This window comes from Stenotrophomonas lactitubi, from assembly GCF_002803515.1.
In the GTDB taxonomy this organism is placed as follows: Bacteria; Pseudomonadota; Gammaproteobacteria; order Xanthomonadales; family Xanthomonadaceae; genus Stenotrophomonas; species Stenotrophomonas lactitubi.
Map to the genome: position 1 here is coordinate 2,701,528 of NZ_PHQX01000001.1, position 14,814 is coordinate 2,716,341.

Sequence of the window (14,814 nt, forward strand, 5' to 3'; positions counted from 1 at the left end):
ATCGCCGGGTGGATCAGCGCGCGCTGTCGACCACAACGGTCGCCGCGACGGGCACGGTCTCCGCGTCCTCGGCGATCTGTCGCGGCGCGCTGTCGGCCACGTTGACGCCCAGGTAGCGCTGCATCAGGTCCTGCACGATCGGACTCTTGCCGGCGAAGCCTTCGATCGACTTGCCCAGCGACACCGCCTTGATCAGGTTTTCGAACATGCCGCCGTCTCCACCGATCAGGTCGATGTCGGCATTGCGCAGTGCGCTGGCGATCACGCCCGCGTTCTCGCGCGAGACTTCCTTGCCGGCTTCGATCGAAGCCAGGGCCTGCTTGAGGCTGTTGTCGAGCATCATGCGGAACTCTTCGTGGCCACGTGCCTGGTCGCTCAGCGAGGCGATCGCTTCGAACTTGCGGACCAGGCCTTCGGCTTCGGCCAGCAGCTTCTTCTGCACCACGCCGGCTTCGGCATTGCCCAGCGATTCGGTGGCGGTAGCACGGGCCAGGCCCATCTTCTCCTCGCCCTGTGCCTGTGCCTGCAGCGTCTCGGCCAGCACGCGCGCCTCGTTGCTGCCCTGCTTCAGGTTCGCTTCGGCCTTGGCTTCGATCACGCGTGCCTCGGCGATACCGACCTTCTCGATGGCCAACGCCGATGCTTCGCGCACCTGCGCTTCGGCCAGGCCGGGTGCGGCCTGCTCGGCGCGGAACGCGTCGGCCAGCAGACGCTTGGCTTCGGCCTGCTTGCCGGCCGCTTCGTGCTCGGCCTGCGCTAGGGTGGTCAGCTCCACTGCACGATGCTTGGAGGCGGTCTCGCGGGCCTGCGCTTCCTTCACTTCGCGCACCAGCGATTCCTGCGCCTTGGCTTCGGCTTCCAGGATCAGCACCTGCTTCTGGCGGTCGGCCTCGGAGACTTCACGCACTTCCTTGATGCGCTCTTCTTCCTGCGCCACGGTCTTGTCGATGGAGATGCGTTCGCGGGTGATGTTGGCCACGTCCATCTTGCCCTGCTCGACCACCTTGTCGCGCTCCACGCCCTGCAGCTGCACTTCGCGATCGGTGGTGACCTGCTCCAGCTGGCGTGCACGTTCGACGCGCTCGGCTTCGATGGCCACGGCGCGCTGGCGGTTCTGTTCGGCTACTTCGACTTCGCGCATGCGGTTCTGCTCGCGGATGTCGATCACCTGCTGCGCTTCGATGCGGGCGTTCTCGGACAGCTGGCGCTGCTCTTCCTGCACCTTGGCGGTCTCGGCTTGCTCGCGCGCACGGATGGTTTCGATCTCGCGCTTCTGCCGTGCCTCGGCCTCGGCCTGCTGGCGTTCAAGCGCCAGCAACGCTTCGCGCGCTTCGACGTTCTTCTTGGTGATGGCCAGCTTCTCGTTCTGCTCCAGCTCGTTGGTCACCACGTTCTGCGCAGCGGTCAGCTCGGTGATCTTGCGGATGCCCTGCGCGTCGAGGATGTTGAACTGGTCCAGCAGCGATTTCGGCGTCTGCTCGAGGTAGTCGATGGCCACGTCTTCCAGCACATAACCATTGAGGTCATTGCCGATCACCGCGATGATCTCGTCGCGGAATTCCTGGCGCTTCTCGAACAGTTCGGTGAAGTCGAACTTCTTGCCGACCGTCTTCAGTGCTTCGGAGAACTTGGCGTTGAACAGCTCATCGACCGCGTGTTTATCCGAGGCGCGATCAGCGCCGATGGCCTTGGCCACGCGCAGCACGTCGGCCTGGGTCTCGTTGACGCGCAGGTAGAACGCAACGGCGATGTCGGCGCGCATGTTGTCGCGGCAGATCAGGCCTTCCTTGCCGCGACGGTCGATCTGCAGGGTGATCAGGCTGATGCGCATCAGCTCGGCGCGGTACAGCACGGGAATGATCAGCGCGCCGGTGAAATGCACTTTCGGGGTCGCACTCATGTCGTTGACGATCAACGCCACGCCCTGGTCGACCTTGCGGTAGAACGCCTTGAACAGGCCGGCCACGCCGAGCAGGAGGGCAAGCACGCAGCCCACGATGAAGAGGAAGGGGAGCACGGAAGCCAACGTCATTGATGATTCTCCTTGTTGCCCGGAAGCAGGTTGTCCTGGAAGTCGAGGGCGACCGCGTCGGCGCGGACCACCCGGTAATGGTGTTGTGCAGCCACGTGCTCGACCAGCACGATGCGCTCGCCACGCTGCAGTTCGATGTCGCTGCGGATCTGCAGGACCAGGCCGGCACCGCCGTCATCGACGGTGGCATGGCCACTGCGTGCGTCGACCTTCGGCGAAGCGACCACGCCAACGCGGCCCAGCAGCGAGGCCTGCGGCACCGGGCGCAGGCGCAGCAGGAAGCGGCGGATGGGACGCAGCAGCAGCGCGGTGACCGGCACGGCCGGCAGTGGTGCGAGCACCGCCACCACGGTGCCCAATGACCAGCGCAGCAGGTCGGGCAACGGCAGCAGCAGGTACAGGTGGATGAAGTAGGTGAGGGTCCAGGCGAACAGGCTCAGCAGCGTCATCACCACCATGAGCGGCACACCGCCCAGCCCCCAGCGCGCCAGCAGGGCGGACAGACCGCTGAGATGGGCGTCGCCTTCGAGGGCGCCGTCGGCACCGGCCTCGCCGAAACCGTCATCGACCAGGCCGAAGGCGGCAATCCCCCAATACAGAACCGCCACCGCCAGCGCGACGCTGTACGGGAGGGTCGGATAACCGAGCACGACGGTGAGGAATTCCTGCATCGTTTGCCTTCCTGGGCGGGGGCGCCAGGCGCCCGTTCGGAGCACGCCGACAGCGGCTCCGTCGATCCTCGTGCCAGCCCTCATGGCCAGCACGCTTGGGATCATCCTATGTGAAGAAGGTGTGCAGGCTCAAATGTGAAGGCCGGACACGCCAGAATGGACCACGACTCAATCCAGCACGGCGCAATCGGAGCGGCGGACTTCTTCCACGAACGTGCGCATCTTGTAGCCGTCCTTGATGCCCGGCTCCAGTTCGATGCCACTGGACACATCCACGCCCCACGGCAGGGTCGCCAGCACGGCGTCGTACACGTTTTCGGGGGTCAGGCCACCGGCCAGCAGGAACGGACGATGCAGTCCGGTCGGCACGCGCGACCAGTCGAAGGCCACGCCGGTACCGCCGCCGCCGCCCGGGGCATGGCTGTCGAACAGGAAACCGGCGGCGCTGGGGTAGCGCAGCTGCAGGGTGCGCGCATTGATCTCCTCACGCCCGCCCATGGCGATCGCCTTCAGGTACGGCATGTTGAAGCTGCGGCAGAAGCTTTCGTCTTCCTCGCCATGGAACTGCAGCAGGGTCGGCCGCACGGTGCGCAGCACCTCGCGCACTTCTTCCTTGCTGTTGTTGCGGAACAGCGCCACCACGTCGACCATCGGTGCGATCGCCTGGCGCATCGCGCGCGCTTCGGCCGGTGCGACCCGGCGGCTGCTCTCGCGGGCGAAAATGAAGCCCACCGCATCCACGCCCAGCTCACCGGCCAGGCGCACGTCGCCGGCGCGGGTCATGCCACAGAACTTGATGCGGGTACGGTAGTAGGAGCGGCTCATAGCGTTACCTCGGCGGGCAGATGCCAGTTGTCGGGGTACAGCGGCCCCAGGAACACCAGTCCCTGCGGAGGAGCGGTGGGACCGGCTACGGTTCGGTCGCGCCCGGCCAGCAGTTCGGCGATCCACTCCACCGGTTTCTCCCCACTGCCAACCAGAATCAACGAGCCGACAATATTGCGGACCATGTGATGAAGGAATGCATTGCCACGCACCGCCACCTCGATGACGTCGTCGTGGCGGCTGACCTGCAGTGACTGCAGCTCACGCCGCGCATGCAGGGCCTGGCACTGGACGGAGCGGAAGGCGCTGAAGTCGTTCTCGCCCAGCAGGGCCTGCCCGGCCAGGTGCATGCGCTCGGCGTCGAGCGGGCGGCGCTCCCAGCTGAGGGTCTGCCGACCCAGCGCCGGGCGTACTTCGCGGTTGAGCAGGCGGTAGCGATAGCGTCGTGCCCGCGCGGAGAATCGGGCATGGAAGTCATCGGCCACCGGCACGCACCAGCGCACCGCGATCGAACGCGGCAAGCGGGTGGTAGTGCCGAGCATCCAGGCGCGCGGATCACGCACCACGTCGGTCTCGAAGTGCACGACCTGGCACTGGCCATGCACGCCGGCATCGGTGCGGCCGGCGCAGACCACCTGCAAGGGGGTATCGGCCACCGATGACAGGGCCTGTTCCAGGCTGGCCTGGACACTGGGTCCGCCCTCGCCCAGGTTCTGCCAACCCCTGAAATCGCTGCCGTCGTACTCGACGCCGAGCGCGTAACGCATGTGCTACCTCGATGTTGCGGGTGGGGCGGCGCTCAGGCCGGGTCGCGCTCGGACCAGACCGCCAGTTCATTGCCACCGGGCTCGACGAACTGGAAACGGCTGCCGCCGGGAAAAGAGAACACGGTTCGCACGATCTCGCCACCGGCCGCGCGCACCGCCGCTTCCATCGGCGCCAGCTGGTCGGCATACAGCACCAGCAGTGGCGCGCCTTCGCTGGCACGCTGCGGTTGGCCGCGGAAGAAGCCTCCCTGCAGACGGCCGTCATCGAAGGCGGTGTAGTCGCTGCCGTAATCGACAAACGACCAGCCGAACACGTCTTCGAAGAAGACGCGACTCGCAGCCGGGTCGCTCGAGGCGAATTCAACGTAGTCGAGACGGCGTTCGCGGGTCATGGCAGACGGGCCAAAAGTTCGCGGGCCTGCGCCTGGCAATGCAGATCGCCGCCTTCGGCCACCTCGTGCAGCAGGGTGCGCGCGGTCTGCGCGTCGCCCAGGTCCAGATAAGCGATGGCCAGTTCCAGCCGTTCCTGGCCGACACGCGGGGTCCAGTCATGGCCACTGCCTGCCGAAGACCCGACGGCGTCCTCGTCGGCAGCATGGTCGTCGTGCAGGTCGACCGGTGCAGCCGTCCCGTGCTCATGCGGTTCGGCCGGCAGATCGAACACACCGCGGAACTGCGGCTCCTGTTCGGCCTGCAGCGCGTAGTCGGGTACGGCCACCTCGGCCGGTTCGGTCGGCGCGACCGGGGCAGCGGCAGCGGCATCGTCCCAGCGCGGCAGATCGTTCACCGCAGCAGGCAGTTCAGCCAGCGCGTCCTCATCAAGCTCACCCGCCCGCCACTCGGCCGGCGAGGCATCCTCACGGATTTCGGCATCCGGCGCATCATGGCCGGCAGTGCTGGCCCAGGCCGGCATCGCCGGTTCCTGGCGTCCGCCTTCGGCCGCGAAACCCACCCCGGCGTCCTGCTCGGCCAGGGTATCGAGCGCGGCACCTGCCGGCAGCGCTGCGGCCAGGCCGGCAGCATCGTGCTCCTCGCGCAGCGGCGGCAGCGGCGAGGGCTTGCGACGACGCAGCAACCAGGCGCCCAGGGCAACCAGCACCAGCAGCGGCAGGCCCAGCCAGTACCACGGCGTGCCGGCGCCCGGCGCACCCGGCGCCTGTGCCAAGCGCTGCTGCGCGGCGGCCAGGTCATTGTCCTTCATCGCGATCAGTGACTGCTGCTGCTCCTTGAGCTTTTCGAGCTCCGCCACGCGCTGCTTCAGATCGCCGATCTCGGCATCGCGGGTGGCGATGTCCTCCTTGGCCTGGCGCAGTTGTTCGTTGCCCAGCATGTCACCCTCGCTGCCGGCAGTGGTGCCGGTGGTTGTGCCCGCGTGCGCGGCGTCGGACGCCAGCGCCGGAGCGATTTCAAGTCGTGCCCCTGTGGCCGCAGCCGGGGAAGAAACGCTGCCATCGGCCTTGGCCACCGGCATCGGGGCGCCAGCCGGCTGCGGCACGGTGCGTGCCTGTCGCCACTGCGCGGCATGTTCGCGAACCAGCGCGGCGGCCTCGGCCGCATCCACCGCGGCCAGTGCGCTATCGCCCGGCATGCGCAGCACCGCGCCCTGCTTGAGCAGGTTGACGTTGCCTCGGATGAAGGCTTCGGGGTTGGCACGCAACAGCGCGATCATCGCCCGGTCGCGACTGATCTGATTGCCACGGGCCAGTGAACCGGCAATCTGCGAAAGGGTCTGCCCGCGCTGCACGGTCACGCTGCCGTCTGCGGCCAGTGCCGGTGCTGCCGGTGCTGCTGGTGTTGGCGCAGGTGCCGCAGCGCGCGGACGCGGTGCAGCCGGTGCGGCTGCCGCCTTGGCAGGTGCCGGCTCGGGTACGGTTGCAGCGGCGACAGGCACATCGCGGACGATGGTGTCCGACAGCACGCCGGCCGGCGCGACGATCTCCGGTTCGGCCACGGCCAGTGCACTGGCCGGTGCATCAACCAGAGCCGAGTACTCACGCACCAGCCGACCCTGGCCCCAGTCGGCCTCGACCAGGAAGCTCAGCGACGGTGTTTCCACAGGCGTCTGCGAGGTCACCCGCACCACCGCCCTGCCCTGTGCGTTGCGGGTCAACTCGAACTGCAGTTCGCTGACCAGGCCAGCCGGACGCTGCAGGCCAACGCGCTCGAAGGTGACCGGCGAGGCGAGCGCGACGCGCAGGTTCTCAAGTTCGGATGGATCGGCCGAGATCACCGGGATCTCGGCCAGCAACGGCTGTCCCGGCTTGGACAGGACCCGGATGTCGCCCAGCCCCAGGGCCATGGCCGAACTGCTGACCAGGGCCAGCAGCGCGGCGGAGAGACAGGTGAGCGGACGCCGTGCGCCCTTGGCTCGTTTATTCATGGGCGACACTATAAAGCGTGCGGACCACGGTCCGCACCCATGTAGAGCCGAGCCCATGCTCGGCTGCTTGGGGAGAGCCGAGCATGGGCTCGGCTCTACAGAAAAGGCCGGGCGTTGCCCGGCCTCTCCATCAGCGCGTCTCGGCGGCGACCAGCTCGGCCAGCTGCACCGCGTTCAGGGCAGCCCCCTTGCGCACGTTGTCCGACACGATCCACAGGTTCAGGCCGCGCGGATGCGACAGGTCCTCGCGGATGCGTCCGACGTACACCGCGTCCGTGCCCGAGGCATGGGTAACCGGCGTCGGGTAGCCACCGGCTTCATGACGATCCACCACCTCGATGCCCGGCGACTGTTCCAGCAGCGCGCGCGCTTCGGCCACGGTCACCTTGTCACGGGTCTCGATCGCCACCGATTCGGAGTGGCCGTAGAACACCGGCACACGCACCGCGGTCGGGTTCACCAGGATGCTGTCGTCGCCCAGGATCTTGCGGGTCTCCCAGACCAGCTTCATCTCTTCCTTGGTGAAGCCGTTGTCCAGGAAGTCGTCGATGTGCGGGATCAGGTTGAAGGCAATCTGCACCGGGAAACGCTGCGGATCGATTTCCTGGAAGCTCAACAGCTGGCCGGTCTGCTTGCCCAGTTCTTCCAGCGCCGAACGGCCACCACCGGACACCGACTGGTAGGTGGACACGTTGATGCGCTCGATGCCGTACTTGCGATGCAGCGGTGCCAGCGCGACCAGCATCTGCATGGTCGAGCAGTTCGGGTTGGCGATGATGCCGCGCGGACGGTTGCCGACCTGGTCCGGGTTGACCTCCGACACCACCAGCGGCACGTCGTCGTCGTAACGGAAGGCCGAGGAGTTGTCGATCACCACCGCGCCAGCGGCGGCGAATTTCGGGGCGTATTCCTTGGACACGCTGCCACCGGCCGAGAACAGGGCGATGTCCACGCCACTCGGGTCGAAGGTGGCCAGGTCCTGGATCTTCACCTTGCTGCCGTTGAACTCGACTTCGCCGCCGGCCGATCGCTCGGAAGCGAGCAGGCTCAGGGTGGCGACCGGGAAATCACGCTCGGCCAGGATGGCCAGCATGGTCTCGCCGACCGCACCGGTGGCGCCGACGATGGCGACGTGGAAGCTGCGTTGTGCATTGCTCATGGGGGAACTCTCACGAAAACGGGAAGGGGGAAAACTCACGCACGACAGCTGGGTTCGGGGAGCCTCCTCGGATGGATGCGCGGAGGTTCCCTATCGTTTCCCGCTTTTTTCATCCATCGAGGCGCGCGCGGCAAGGGCCGCGTCGGCGTTGATCGCGCTCGGCATGCGCGCCGGACTGCCGTCCAGGCCAAGCCCGGCCAGCAGATTGTCCACGGCCATCTGCACCATGGCCGTGCGCGTGGCCAGCGAGGCGCTGCCGATGTGCGGGGTCAGCACGATGTTGCGCAGCGCCAGCAGTTCCGGCCGCACGTTCGGCTCGCCTTCGTAGACATCCAGGCCAGCGGCCGCCAGACGACCGTTGGCCAGTGCATCGGCCAGCGCAAGTTCGTCGACGATGCCGCCGCGGGCGATGTTCACCAGCGTGGCAGACGGCTTCATCTTCGCCAGCGCGGTGGCGTTGATGATGTGGTGCGAAGCAGCGGTGTACGGCAGTACGGTCAGCAGATGGTCGGACTGCGCCAGCAGCGTGTCCAGATCCACGTAGGTCGCGCCGAGCGCGGCTTCGGCGTCGGCCGGCAGCCGCGAACGGTTGTGGTACAGCACCTTCATGCCGAAGCCGTGCGCACCGCGACGGGCGATGCCCTGGCCGATGCGGCCCATGCCGAGGATGCCGAGCGTGCTGCCATGGATGTCGGCACCGAGCATGGTCTGGAACGACCACTGCCCCCATTGCCCCTCGCGCAGCCAGCGCTCGGATTCGGTGATCCGGCGTGCGGTGGCCATCAGCAGGGCGAAACCGAGATCGGCGGTGGTCTCGGTGAGGACGTCCGGGGTGTTGCTGGCGAGGATGCCGGCGGCGCTGAGCGCGTCGACGTCCAGATTGTTGTAGCCCACGCCGACATTGGCGATCACCTGCAGCTGCGCGGCATCGGCGACCTGGGCCGCACCGATGCGCTCGTTGAGGGTGATGACCGCCCCGTCAACGTCAGCCAGCTGCGCGGCGATCTGCTGCGGCGACCAGGCGGTGACGGCATCGGTGGTGCGCAGCTGCACGCGATCGCGCAGCGGCGCGATGGCCGCGTCGATCAGCGGCTGGCTCACCCACACCGTCGGCCGCGCATCAGCCATCAAGCTGGCCGGGAATGCGCGGGGTGATGGTGCCGACGTCACCGCACTGCGCGCGGTGGCGCAGCGCCTGGTCCATCAGCACCAGTGCCATCATCGCCTCAGCGATGGGGGTGGCGCGGATGCCGACGCAGGGATCATGGCGGCCGGTGGTGACCACCTCCACCACGTTGCCGGCCGTATCCAGCGACTCACCCGGCAGGCGCAGGCTGGAGGTCGGCTTGAGCACCATCGAGGCGACCACCGGCTGGCCGGTGGAGATGCCACCGAGAATGCCGCCGGCGTGGTTGCTGGCGAAACCCTGCGGGGTCAGCAGGTCACGGTGTTCGGTGCCCTTCTGCATGGCGCTGGCGAAACCGTCGCCGATCTCCACGCCCTTCACCGCGTTGATGCTCATCAGTGCGGCAGCCAGTTCCCCATCGAGCTTGCCGTAGATCGGCTCGCCCCAGCCCGGCGGCACATTGTCGGCGACCACGTCCACGCAGGCACCGACCGAATCACCGGACTTGCGCAGTGCATCCATGTACGCCTCCAGCTCGGGCACCTGTGCGGCGTGCGGCCAGAAGAACGGGTTGTCCTCGACCACCGACCAGTCGAAACCGGCCGGGGTGATCTCGCCCAGCTGCGACAGGTAGCCGCGCACGGTGATGCCGAAGCGTTCGGCCAGCCATTTCTTGGCGATCACGCCAGCGGCTACGCGCATGGTGGTCTCGCGCGCCGAAGAACGGCCGCCGCCACGCGGGTCGCGGATGCCGTACTTGTGCCAGTAGCTGTAATCGGCATGCCCCGGACGGAACTGCTGGCCGATGTTGCTGTAGTCCTTGCTGCGCTGGTCGGTGTTGCGGATCAGCAGCGCGATCGGGGTGCCGGTGGTCAGGCCCTCGTACACCCCGGACAGGATCTCGATTTCGTCGGCCTCACGCCGCGCCGAGGTATGCCGGCTCTTGCCGGTGGCGCGACGCTGCAGGTCGTGGCTGAATTCGGCCGCGTCCAGCGCCAGCCCCGGCGGGCAGCCATCGATCACGCAGCCGATGGCCGGCCCGTGCGATTCGCCGAACGTGGTGACGGTGAACAGCTTGCCGAACGAATTGGAGCTCACGGGCGCTGTGCCGCCAGTTCGGTGATGCGTGCGCTGTGGGCGATCAGCTCGCGGCACTCGACCGCGAAGATGCCCATCTGGCCGACCTTGAACTCGACCCAGGCGAAATCGACCTCCGGCAGCAGCTTGATCAGGTGCTGTTCGGATTCGCCCACTTCACAGATCAGCAGGCCGTCCTCGCTCAGGTGCAGCGGCGCGTCGCGCAGGATCTTCAGCACCAGGTCCAGGCCATCGTCGCCGGCACGCAGGCCCATGTCCGGCTCGTAGGAGTATTCCTGCGGCAGGGCATCGGTCTCGTCGTTGGTGACGTACGGCGGGTTGGTGACGATCAGGTCGTAGTGGCGGCCGGTCAGGCCGTTGAACAGGTCCGACTTCAGCAGGGTCACGTTGTGCGCCTGCAGGCGTTCCTTGTTTTCTTCGGCCAGCGACAGCGCCTCATCGCTGAGGTCCACGCCGTCCACTTCCCAGTTCGGGTAGTAGTGGCCCATGGCGATGGCGATGCAGCCCGAACCGGTGCACAGGTCCAGCGCGCGGCTGACGTCGCGGCCGGCCAGCCACGGCTCGAAGCCGCACTCGATCAGTTCGGCGATCGGCGAGCGCGGCACCAGGGCGCGCGTGTCGCTCTTGAAGCTGAGGCCGGCGAACCAGGCTTCACCGGTCAGGTAGGCGGCCGGGATGCGCTCGTCGATGCGGCGCTGGAACAGCTCCAGCACCGCCAGCTTCTCTTCCCGCAGCAGGCGCGCCTGGCCGTAGGCCGGGCCGAGGTCGTGCGGCAGGTGCAGGCCGTGCAGCACCAGCTGGGTGGCCTCGTCCAGGGCATTGTCGTAGCTGTGCCCGAAGGTCAGGCCCGCAGCGTTGAAACGGCTGGTGCCGTAGCGGATCAGATCGATGATCGTATGGAGTTCGGCGGCCGTTTCAGCGGTCATGGCGGTACTGCGGGCAAAGTGGCCCCCGATTATAGGGGTTGCCGCCTGCGCCGGCATCCGTTGCGGCAGAAACGATCCAGTCGCAGCCGGTATGATGGTGGCCACTTCCTGCGGCGGAATCCCATGTTCAATCGCAACGCCGGCATCATCCTGCTGATCGCTCTGGCGGCGGGCCTTGGCCTGCTCGCCGCCCAGCAGGTGTTCGCGCCGAAGCCGCCGGCCGGGCAGCCGGCCACCGAAGCGATCACCCTGTACCCGCAGCCGCGCGCCCTGCCCGACTACAACCTGGCCCAGTCCGACGGCACGCGCCTGATTCCCGGCGAGCTGAAGGGCCACTGGACCCTGGTGTTCCTCGGCTTCACCTTCTGCCCGGACGTGTGCCCGACCACCCTGGCCGAGCTGGCCGGTGCGCAGAACCAGTGGGAAGCCCTGCCCGACAGCCTGCGCCCGCGCGTGCTGTTCGTCTCGGTCGACCCGGAGCGCGACACCGCCACGCGCCTGGGCGAGTACGCCCATGGCTTCCACAAGGACACCCTGGCGGCGACCGCTGACATCCCCTCGCTGGAGCGCTTTGCCACCTCGCTGGGCTTCGTGTTCCAGAAGGTGCCGGGCAAGCACTTCGACGAGAATCCCGAGGATTACACCCTCGAGCACTCCGCCAGCCTGGCCGTGCTCGACCCGCAGGGCCGGCTTGCCGGCCTGGTGCGGCCCCCGTTCAACGCGCCGGCGATCGCCCGCGACCTGCAGAAGCTGACCGAGAAATCCGCCCCATGAGTCTGACCACCGCCCTGACGTACGTCCTGCCCCACCGCCTGCTGTCCTCGATGGCGCGTTCGCTGGCGTACTCGGACAACCCGCGCGTATCGCGCTGGCTGATCGACACGGTCACCCGCAAGTTCAACGTCAACCTGGATGAAGCGGCCAACCCTGACCCGCGCAGCTACCCGACCTTCAACCAGTTCTTCACCCGCGCGCTGAAACCCGGCGCGCGCGTGGCCGATGCGGATCCGCGCAGCCTGGTGATGCCGGCCGATGGCCGCATCAGCCAGCTCGGAAAGATCGACGCCGGCCGCATCTTCCAGGCCAAGGGCCAGTCCTTCACCGCCGCCGAGCTGCTGGGCAGCGCCGAGGATGCCAAGCCGTTCAACGATGGGCTGTATGCCACGGTGTACCTGTCGCCGCGCGACTACCACCGCGTGCACATGCCGTGGACCGGCACCCTGCGCGAAACCGTGCATGTGCCCGGCCGCCTGTTCAGCGTTGGCCCGGCCGCGGTGAACAACGTGCCCGGCCTGTTCGCACGCAACGAACGCCTGGTCTGCCACTTCGACACCAGTTTCGGCCCGATGGTCAGCGTGATGGTCGGCGCGCTGCTGGTATCGGGCGTGGAAACGGTGTGGAGCGGCGAAGAAATTCCGCATTACGGCGACCGCATCACCCGCAAGGACTATCGTGGCCGCGGCATCACGCTGCAGCGCTTCGAAGAGATGGCGCGCTTCAATTACGGCTCGACCGTGATCGTGCTGCTGCCGCCGGGCGTGGCCGAATTCGCCCCGCATCTGGATGCAGAGCATCCGGTGCAGCTGGGCCAGGCACTGGCGAAGCTGCGCTGAGGTTCATGTAGAGCCGAGCCGTGCTGGGCTCACGCTTGGCCAGTAGATCCACGCCATGCGTGGATGGCTTCAACGGAATGCCGGCCAGCGGCCGGCACTACCGGATGCGGGCGTTACTGCAGGGTCGGCGCCGGGCCGACGTCCATGCCGTCGTAGTCTTCCACGCCCATCTGCGTGGCCAGCGCGCTCAGTTCCTGGTTGCGCTTGTCCAGCGAGGTTTCGTCGTGGACTTCCACGCGCTCCACGTGCAGCACGTGGAATGCAGCGTCACCGTCCTCCGGCTCCTGCTCGAACAGTTCCACCAGCACATAGCCCTGCGCCTGCAGGTGGGTGCCCAGTGCCTGCAGCGGCTCGGCGGTGGAGTGCACGAAGAAGTACCCCCACAGCAGCGGAGCGTCCAGGTCCCAGTCGGTGTTCTCGCGGAGGTTGGTGAACAGGTTGCGGGTGTCTTCGATGTCCATGCGATATCCAGATTGCAGAAAAATTATTTGTCGCAGCCCTGCAGCTTCAGCACCTGGCCGTGGCGCAGGCTGTAGCCGGGGGCCTTGAGGCCATTGGCGCGGGCCAGCACCGGCACATCGCACTGGAACTTCGCGGCGATCCGGCCCAGGGTCTCACCCTTGCCGACCTTGTAGCTGCGGGCCGGCTTGGCACGCGGGGCCGGCGCCGGGCGCGGCGCAGCCACGGGCGCTGCGGGCGTGGTCGGCACGCTGCTGGCGGCATTGGGATCGACCACCGGCACCACTCCGCCCACGGCCACGCTACCGGTGTAGCTGGCGGCGCTGGGGCGCACGATCGCGGCATTGAGGTCGGCGGTGATCAGGGTGCGTGCCAGATCCGCACGCGGGCCGCTGACGCAGTTGCGCGCGTACAGGCCGGCAATGCGGTTGGTGGCGTTGATGAGGGTGCCGGCCGGAATCCAGCCGTCGGCCTCATAGCGCGGGTTGAGGTTGCGCAATGCGCGCATGTAGCCATCGCGGGTGCCATGGCTGCCCAGGCAGATGGTCAGCTCGTAGATCGTGGTCGAGCGGGCCAGGCGGATGGTGGCCGGCTGTGCATTGATCTTCGGGAACTCCACGCCGTACTGCTGCGGGTGCAGGAAGATCCAGGACGCGGCGATCACCATCGGCACGTAGTCCTTGGTCTCGCCGGGGAACTGGTTGTAGACGCTGTCCACCCAGAAGCTCTGGCCCGGGTACTGCTTGTAGACGCGCGCCGCGCGGCCCTCACCGCCGTTGTAACCGGCCAACGACAGTTCGACGTTGTTGTTGAGCTCACGCATGCGCTCGTTGAGGTACGTCGCGCTGGCTTCGGCGGCGCTGCGCGCATCGAAGCGGGTATCGAAACCGGTACCGTCCGGGCCCAGGCCGAAGCGGCGGCCGGTGGCCGGCATGAACTGCATCAGGCCTGCGGCGCCGGCACGTGAGGACGCATGCACGCGGCCATTGGACTCCTTGGCCATGATGCCGAACAGCAGCGCCTCGGGCAGGCCGCGCTTCTCCCATTCCGGCCACATCACCGCGCGCAGGTTCTGGTAGTTCTCGTAGGTGGTCATCAGCGCCGGGCGCATGTCGGTCAGCCAGCGGCGGATGCCGGCCTGCACGGCCGGGTTGTATTCGACCATGTTGTCGAAGGCATGGCGCTTGTCGTTGAGCAGCGCCGCTGCGCGGGCGGCCTCGGGCACGTCGGCAGCCAGCGGGCCGACATGGTCCGGGTCGGCTTCCAGGCGGTCGCCGGCTTCATCGGCCACGTCATCATCGGCGGCGGCATCGGCGTCATGCTTGAGCAGCCGCTTGTAGGTCGCCAGCATGTTGCTCATCTGGCACCCCTTCTGCTTCACGCACTCGCTGATGACATCTTCCATGTCCTCCAGCGCGGCATCAGCCTCGTTGCGCCCCTTCGGATCGGCGTTGGCCACCAGCAGCACGGCATCGCTGTAGCGCTTCTCGGCAGCCGTCATGCGCTGCTGCAGTGTATCCACCTTCACCTTGTCCCGGGCCGAAACCCGCTGTGCGTGGGCCTCCGGCGCCAGGGAAACCAGGCCAGCCAGGGCCAGCAGCGGCCAGGTACGGGAAATCAGGACAGGAACGGGCATTGGTGGCACTGTGTATGAAACAGGCAGGCAGAGTAGCGGCGCTGCCAAGGTCGGGGCAAGCCGACCTTCGGCCCGTCACTGTCGGCGGTTAACATTGGCACATTCATCACAAGGGCTGGACC

14 protein-coding genes are annotated in these 14,814 nt (G+C 67.4%); 2 read left to right on the plus strand and 12 right to left on the minus strand.

The window, feature by feature from the left end:
- Window positions 1-13: 13 nt before the first annotated feature.
- The 10 genes from CR156_RS12750 to prmB form a co-directional block, all read right to left on the minus strand.
- On the minus strand, window positions 14-2,032 hold the full coding sequence (locus CR156_RS12750; RefSeq protein ID WP_100553109.1) for a flotillin family protein: 2,019 nt from the start codon (window positions 2,030-2,032) through the stop codon (window positions 14-16).
- Complete coding sequence (locus CR156_RS12755) at window positions 2,029-2,703, minus strand: DUF1449 family protein (RefSeq protein ID WP_100553110.1); 675 nt, start codon at window positions 2,701-2,703, stop codon at window positions 2,029-2,031. The genes CR156_RS12750 and CR156_RS12755 overlap by 4 nt, the downstream gene beginning before the upstream one ends.
- A 168-nt stretch (window positions 2,704-2,871) precedes the next feature.
- On the minus strand, window positions 2,872-3,528 hold the full coding sequence (locus CR156_RS12760; RefSeq protein ID WP_100553111.1) for a phosphoribosylanthranilate isomerase: 657 nt from the start codon (window positions 3,526-3,528) through the stop codon (window positions 2,872-2,874).
- The gene (gene truA / locus CR156_RS12765; RefSeq protein WP_089236319.1) at window positions 3,525-4,295 is read right to left on the minus strand and encodes a tRNA pseudouridine(38-40) synthase TruA; all 771 of its coding nucleotides are present in this window, start codon (window positions 4,293-4,295) and stop codon (window positions 3,525-3,527) included. The genes CR156_RS12760 and truA overlap by 4 nt, the downstream gene beginning before the upstream one ends.
- A gap of 32 nt (window positions 4,296-4,327) precedes the next feature.
- Window positions 4,328-4,687, minus strand: coding sequence for a VOC family protein (locus CR156_RS12770; RefSeq protein ID WP_100553112.1), 360 nt, complete (start codon window positions 4,685-4,687; stop codon window positions 4,328-4,330).
- Window positions 4,684-6,675, minus strand: a complete 1,992-nt coding sequence (locus tag CR156_RS12775) for a FimV/HubP family polar landmark protein (protein WP_100553113.1) — start codon at window positions 6,673-6,675, stop codon at window positions 4,684-4,686. The genes CR156_RS12770 and CR156_RS12775 overlap by 4 nt, the downstream gene beginning before the upstream one ends.
- A 130-nt stretch (window positions 6,676-6,805) precedes the next feature.
- Entirely contained in the window at window positions 6,806-7,834 is a 1,029-nt protein-coding gene (locus tag CR156_RS12780; protein ID WP_089236322.1) for an aspartate-semialdehyde dehydrogenase, read from the minus strand.
- Between the two features lie 90 nt (window positions 7,835-7,924).
- Window positions 7,925-8,962, minus strand: coding sequence for a 2-hydroxyacid dehydrogenase (locus tag CR156_RS12785; RefSeq protein ID WP_100553114.1), 1,038 nt, complete (start codon window positions 8,960-8,962; stop codon window positions 7,925-7,927).
- Complete coding sequence (gene aroC, locus CR156_RS12790; RefSeq protein WP_089236324.1) at window positions 8,955-10,058, minus strand: chorismate synthase; 1,104 nt, start codon at window positions 10,056-10,058, stop codon at window positions 8,955-8,957. The genes CR156_RS12785 and aroC overlap by 8 nt, the downstream gene beginning before the upstream one ends.
- Complete coding sequence (gene prmB / locus CR156_RS12795) at window positions 10,055-10,984, minus strand: 50S ribosomal protein L3 N(5)-glutamine methyltransferase (protein ID WP_100461075.1); 930 nt, start codon at window positions 10,982-10,984, stop codon at window positions 10,055-10,057. Before prmB ends, aroC begins: the two co-directional genes overlap by 4 nt.
- A gap of 123 nt (window positions 10,985-11,107) precedes the next feature.
- Between prmB and CR156_RS12800 the strand changes: the two genes are divergently transcribed.
- Window positions 11,108-11,758, plus strand: coding sequence for an SCO family protein (locus CR156_RS12800; RefSeq protein WP_100553115.1), 651 nt, complete (start codon window positions 11,108-11,110; stop codon window positions 11,756-11,758).
- Window positions 11,755-12,597 carry an archaetidylserine decarboxylase gene (gene asd, locus CR156_RS12805; protein WP_099819031.1) on the plus strand — a complete coding sequence of 281 codons (843 nt, stop codon included), beginning with the start codon at window positions 11,755-11,757 and terminating at the stop codon, window positions 12,595-12,597. Before CR156_RS12800 ends, asd begins: the two co-directional genes overlap by 4 nt.
- Window positions 12,598-12,710: 113 nt before the next feature.
- Here asd and CR156_RS12810 read toward each other — a convergent pair whose 3' ends face one another.
- The gene (locus tag CR156_RS12810; RefSeq protein WP_089236327.1) at window positions 12,711-13,058 is read right to left on the minus strand and encodes a ribonuclease E inhibitor RraB; all 348 of its coding nucleotides are present in this window, start codon (window positions 13,056-13,058) and stop codon (window positions 12,711-12,713) included.
- A 23-nt stretch (window positions 13,059-13,081) separates the two neighbouring features.
- Window positions 13,082-14,692: a transglycosylase SLT domain-containing protein gene (locus CR156_RS12815; RefSeq protein ID WP_100553116.1), complete on the minus strand. Its 1,611-nt coding sequence runs from the start codon at window positions 14,690-14,692 to the stop codon at window positions 13,082-13,084.
- Between the last annotated feature and the right edge of the window lie 122 nt (window positions 14,693-14,814).

Bases quoted from the DNA above. Each gene is read 5' to 3' on its own strand.
- CR156_RS12750 (WP_100553109.1), bottom strand. From the start codon at position 2,032: ATGACGTTGGCTTCCGTGCTCCCCTTCCTCTTCATCGTGGGCTGCGTG.
- CR156_RS12755 (WP_100553110.1), bottom strand. From the start codon at position 2,703: ATGCAGGAATTCCTCACCGTCGTGCTCGGTTATCCGACCCTCCCGTAC.
- CR156_RS12760 (WP_100553111.1), bottom strand. From the start codon at position 3,528: ATGAGCCGCTCCTACTACCGTACCCGCATCAAGTTCTGTGGCATGACC.
- truA (WP_089236319.1), bottom strand. From the start codon at position 4,295: ATGCGTTACGCGCTCGGCGTCGAGTACGACGGCAGCGATTTCAGGGGT.
- CR156_RS12770 (WP_100553112.1), bottom strand. From the start codon at position 4,687: ATGACCCGCGAACGCCGTCTCGACTACGTTGAATTCGCCTCGAGCGAC.
- CR156_RS12775 (WP_100553113.1), bottom strand. From the start codon at position 6,675: ATGAATAAACGAGCCAAGGGCGCACGGCGTCCGCTCACCTGTCTCTCC.
- CR156_RS12780 (WP_089236322.1), bottom strand. From the start codon at position 7,834: ATGAGCAATGCACAACGCAGCTTCCACGTCGCCATCGTCGGCGCCACC.
- CR156_RS12785 (WP_100553114.1), bottom strand. From the start codon at position 8,962: ATGGCTGATGCGCGGCCGACGGTGTGGGTGAGCCAGCCGCTGATCGAC.
- prmB (WP_100461075.1), bottom strand. From the start codon at position 10,984: ATGACCGCTGAAACGGCCGCCGAACTCCATACGATCATCGATCTGATC.
- CR156_RS12800 (WP_100553115.1), top strand. From the start codon at position 11,108: ATGTTCAATCGCAACGCCGGCATCATCCTGCTGATCGCTCTGGCGGCG.
- asd (WP_099819031.1), top strand. From the start codon at position 11,755: ATGAGTCTGACCACCGCCCTGACGTACGTCCTGCCCCACCGCCTGCTG.
- CR156_RS12810 (WP_089236327.1), bottom strand. From the start codon at position 13,058: ATGGACATCGAAGACACCCGCAACCTGTTCACCAACCTCCGCGAGAAC.
- CR156_RS12815 (WP_100553116.1), bottom strand. From the start codon at position 14,692: ATGCCCGTTCCTGTCCTGATTTCCCGTACCTGGCCGCTGCTGGCCCTG.